Source organism: Salinimicrobium marinum (assembly GCF_014651535.1).
Classification (GTDB): domain Bacteria; phylum Bacteroidota; class Bacteroidia; order Flavobacteriales; family Flavobacteriaceae; genus Salinimicrobium; species Salinimicrobium marinum.
Genome location: NZ_BMXB01000032.1, coordinates 1 through 4,872, shown reverse-complemented (window position 1 = coordinate 4,872; position 4,872 = coordinate 1). Strand labels below are relative to the sequence as shown.

Below are 4,872 nucleotides of genomic sequence, written 5' to 3'. Positions count from 1 at the left end.
CTTAAAAGCTGCTGTAAATTTTCTTCTGGATTTCTTCATATTCATCGATTAAAGTTACTAAATTTTAAACTTAACCGATGGTCTAATTTTTAGGGAGCATTACAGGGATTCTCTTTTTCGAGACTTTCGTCGACGCCCAGCCCCTCGAACTCCATCTTGTAAATGGCTATTCCTTGGGTTTGCGAAAAACTGTTTAAAAGAAAAAGTAGTGAAATAAGTATAACTAAATTTATTATTTAATTTTAAACAGGAAAACCGTATTATTTAAGCTTGTATATTAGTCAGTGTAAATATGTTATAAAAATATTTAGCGACCAAAGATTTCGACTAATAACTAATAAATTAGTTATGTTGTGTCAGTTGTTTGAGCATCTTATACTTATAGGTCCTGAAAAGATTCCTTGTGGAATGTGACTACTTATATGTAGCGACATATGGACAAGAAATAAAGCCATAGTAATTTTTGAAATTTATGGGATTGAGACTAAGGTTATAGCATAAAATGGAAAAGACTGAAACTAATGCTAAAATATATAAAAACACTGCTCAAACCAGTCGCAAGGTGTAAGTCCGTACTCGAATGGAACGTCTGATTGTTCTGCGGACAATCAAGCTCGCACCGTTTTTTTACGAGATGTTGTAGTCAATATTCATATAACATTAAGATTCTAAAGGACTGCGGTGAGGATAATTTCGAATTGAATTGGGCAAATTAATTTCCTCAAAAAAAGGGTATAAGTAACAAGTTTTAACTCATACTCTGATTTTTTCTAAAAAGGAACCTTCTCCCGCGGTTTCTGCTCTGTTACCTTCCACTGCCCATCTTCTTTAACCAACTTAAATACGCTCGGTTTTTCTTCGAACGAAGTGGAATAGCGAACCCAGGCAAGGTCACCAGCAATGGTATCCTCAATGACTGCAAAATTAATTTTTGATTTTTCATCTTCAGCAAATAGATCCTGAAGGTTTGATAAAACAGAAAAACTTTCGGCGGTTGTGTGTTAGTATCGTTGTGATAAAAACTTCCAGCCACTATTTCAGCGGTTTCAGTGTGGGACATTTCATTTTCATTACACGCTATGAAGCCGGTAATGAACAAATAGAGGAGGATCCTTTTCATGGCGTTTTGTTTAACATAAATTAGCAGACTAGGTTAGCTCAAGTATGAGGCTGACCAACCGGAGGCGTGCCCAAAAATCACTATCTGCGCTTCATAACGGTAGGTTTTTTGAGCTTATGGACATAAAAGCACCAAGACTACAGATATTTACTCATGTGGCAATTAATATTTTTTTCAAGATCAAAAATCCGCTAAATTAGCCGGTAAAAACAAAAGAGATATAAATGTAATACTACATTTTATTTCGAAATAAAATGTAGTATTACATTTATTAGTACGTTGTAAAACATTCCCCACATGAAGAAACTTCCATTAATTTTTTCGGCTAAAGTCAAAGTAAAAAAAGCGAGAAAAAAGGGAAATAGGAGCAATATTGAAAATTGGTATTAATTGAATTTTAACAACAAATTCAGCACGAATATTAATGGGGTCACGAAAAATAAAAATAATAGGAGTCAGCATCGCTATAATAGTTATCGTGCTTATCAGTAATTTAAATATTCTATCCTTTAGGAAAGTTATGAACTGTTCTAATTATCCGAATTTAGTTGAAAATGAAGTAGTATTGTTCTCAAAATGGATTCCAAAAAAATCAAATAATTGGATTGTAGTAAATGATGATGAAAGAAAATATCAGATTTTAAGACTTGTCGGCTTTCCAAATGATACGATGACAATAGTCAATGGAATTCTTTACAGAAACAATAGAAATTTAGATCTAGATTTAAATCTTGCTCATTACTATGGTCTAAAAAAAATACAATTTGAAGAATTAGAGTATCTAAAGGATTTCAGAATATGCGATATTGCAGGAGAAGGGGATTCAGTTTTTTTAAATGTCAATGACAAGGTGGGACAATCTTTGAAGGAGAGCAAAAGATTCATTAGGTCAAAAAGGGTAATAGATCCTATTATAAAAGAGACGTATGGAAAAAACTGGAACTTAGATCATTTCGGTCCTTTTGTTGTTCCGGAGGGTAGATATTTTGCTGTAGGTGATAATCGGGAGATGGCATTAGATTCTCGTTATTTAGGACCTATTGATGAGAAGGATTTTTTAGGTAGCGTTATTTTGACTTATTGAGGAGGGAATGATATTTCATTTACATTGTGAGAGTATCCAGCAGTTTTCGATGAAAAGAAAGGAGTATGGACTGCGCTTGGATTATTCGAATGAATAAAAACGTTTTACAACAATATATAAAAACAATGCTTAAACCTGTTTCAAATCGAAATTCCTTGCTCGCTTGCTTAACGGATTGTCCTGCGGACAATCACGCACGCCAGCTCGCACAGTTTTTATACGAGACGTTGTAAGCAATTTTTATCGTAATTCAATTTAAATGAAAAATGAGTTTAAAAGAGTCGTATTTTATTCAAAGTATGACTTATCTGCAGATAGAAATCTAGAAAGTGCCGAAAAAATTTTCAAGAAATTAAATTCAGAAGACAGTTTAGAAGTAAATGATATAATAGAGTTATACCAAATCAAATTATATTTCGATCACGAGATTTTTCTAACCCGTTGGGATGAAGCAACAATACAAGAATATAAGGATATCGTTGGAAAATATTGGGAGTGGATAAGAAACTTTTGGATTAGCATTGATGATGAAAATTTTCTAAAACTTTTTACAGAAATAGAATTCCATTACTACGATTCATTTTGGAGTCTTATAAGCAAATTCAGTACGTTTAAGAAAATAAGTTCAAATACTTTGGGTAACTTAATGAAAAACAAACGTTTTAATATTCGTCCAGTATTAAGGCAAAGGAAGATTGTTGATCATTTTTCAAGAGAAATTAAAAGCTACCTTATCCAATCAAGTGAAACTGCCGAATTATTGCTTTCCTATTATGAACAAGAGCACTTTTCCGATCACCCCGAGATGAATTTTCCCAAATTTAAGGAATCGGAGATAGAAGAAATTATTGAAAACTATTTACTATCACCAAATGCAAATCTTAACTATGTTCGGTTAATTGTAAAATCAAGGCATCTAAAACTATCAGACAAAATTAAGCTTAAAGCTAAAAAAGTATCAGACAGATTAAATGAGGAAATTTTAGAAGAGGGTGTGACATCTAATCATAGAATAGGTGGGACAATTTCCGCTGATCAGAAAGAACCGATAAAAATATTAAGAGACGAAGGTACTTTGACATATTCTTATTCCGAAAAATGGTTGAATCATACTAATACACTAAATGGTATTTTTCAAAACTTTTCAAGTTTATTTAAGTATATAAATGATCAAGGCTGCATAGATTTAGTAACAAAACATTATCAAATAGATTCATTTGAAAATGTTTTAATGAGATCAAAGAATGAGTATTGGATTTCGCAAAAATTCTATGAAAAAGGACTCCTATCTCATTTACAAATTGCTCTCTATTTACATTATTTAGAGGAAAATGATATATCAATAGAAGAAGTGATTTCTTTCCAAGTAAATGAACTTCTAAACCAAGAATTTGAAATTAGCAATTTAAGGATATCTGTTCCTTCAAAAAATATATCACCTTATGAAAAAATTAGAGTTCTAGCACCAGAGCTAGAATTTTTGATTAAGCAGTACGAATGCTATGTGGAAGAAGGACACATAGATTTTGATTTAATTCAATTTAGCTCGTCTCCTCTTTATTTTGGAAAAATTAAAAGTATAGTAGAAAAAAAGTACGTTTATGGACAAGGAGAAGAATTTATAAGGTTACGTCGAGATTTTTTTTCAAGACAATCGATGCTGCATTATGTAAAACCTTTCCAAGGGAAATATTCTACCTTTTATCAATTAATTGAAAACGAAAAAGTTAATTATGATCAATTTGAAAATTACCAAAAAGGCGAAATAGATTATTTAATTTCTAAAGGCTATTTAGTTACTGATGAAGATAATATTATTAAAATAAATGACTCCAATTTAATTAATGTCATTGGCATATTACATTACGAAGATGTAATCAATTATTGGCATCATCCAGAAGAACTAAGAAAAAAGATTAATGACCTAGAGAAAATCAAAATGGTCAAATTTGAAAGTAAATTATTTACAACTGAAGAGAGAAAATATTTGAATTATTATTTGAATAAAAAGGAGTTTTCGAACGGTTTAGATTTAAGAAACAAATATTTGCACGGTACCAATAGTAATCTCCAGGATGAACAAAAAAATGACTTATATATTCTTCTAAAAATTCTGATTTTAATTATCTATAAAATAAAAGATGATCTAGAAATCAAGAAATTCATACAACAAACTGGTGCCAACAACATATAAAAACAAAGAACTGAGTTAAAAAACAAGTTCTTTAAGCCAATTTCGAGACAAATTTTTCATCATAAGGCAAACCTGATTTAGCAATTGCAAATGCCTGTTTTAGGAGTTTATTACACACTGCGATTAGAGCCAATTTTTTGCTTTTTCCCTTTGCTATAATTCGTTCATAAATTTCCCTGCAGGCCTTGTTGTGTTTACTGGCTGAAAAACTACACATAAAAAAGAGGTTTCTACGTTTTGCATTGCCCATTTTAGTGATCTGGCTTCGGCCTCTCACGCTGGTACCTGACTGGCGTAGGGTAGGAGTGATCCCGGCGTAACTGCAGAGTTGCCGGGAGTTTTCAAAATTTGAAAATCCATCAGTTAAAACGTATCCACCCCACCAACTGCATCTTGATTAGCTGACTTTCTACCGATAGCTTTGCTGCTCTAAAATAATATTTATTATGAGCAAACAGGAAGAAATGTACACTT

General features: G+C 31.8%; 2 protein-coding genes and 1 pseudogene. 2 read left to right on the top strand and 1 reads right to left on the bottom strand.

Annotated features, from left to right (window positions below):
• Positions 1-1,544 precede the first annotated feature (1,544 nt).
• Positions 1,545-2,204: a signal peptidase I gene (gene lepB / locus IE056_RS18140; protein WP_189606407.1), complete on the top strand. Its 660-nt coding sequence runs from the start codon at positions 1,545-1,547 to the stop codon at positions 2,202-2,204.
• Positions 2,205-2,463: 259 nt separating this feature from the next.
• Complete coding sequence (locus tag IE056_RS18135; RefSeq protein ID WP_189606406.1) at positions 2,464-4,398, top strand: hypothetical protein; 1,935 nt, start codon at positions 2,464-2,466, stop codon at positions 4,396-4,398.
• A gap of 31 nt (positions 4,399-4,429) precedes the next feature.
• On the opposite strand, the pseudogene IE056_RS18130 reads toward IE056_RS18135, so the two are convergent.
• Positions 4,430-4,768 (bottom strand): annotated as a pseudogene (locus IE056_RS18130) (transposase); the annotation flags it as partial.
• Positions 4,769-4,872 lie beyond the last annotated feature (104 nt).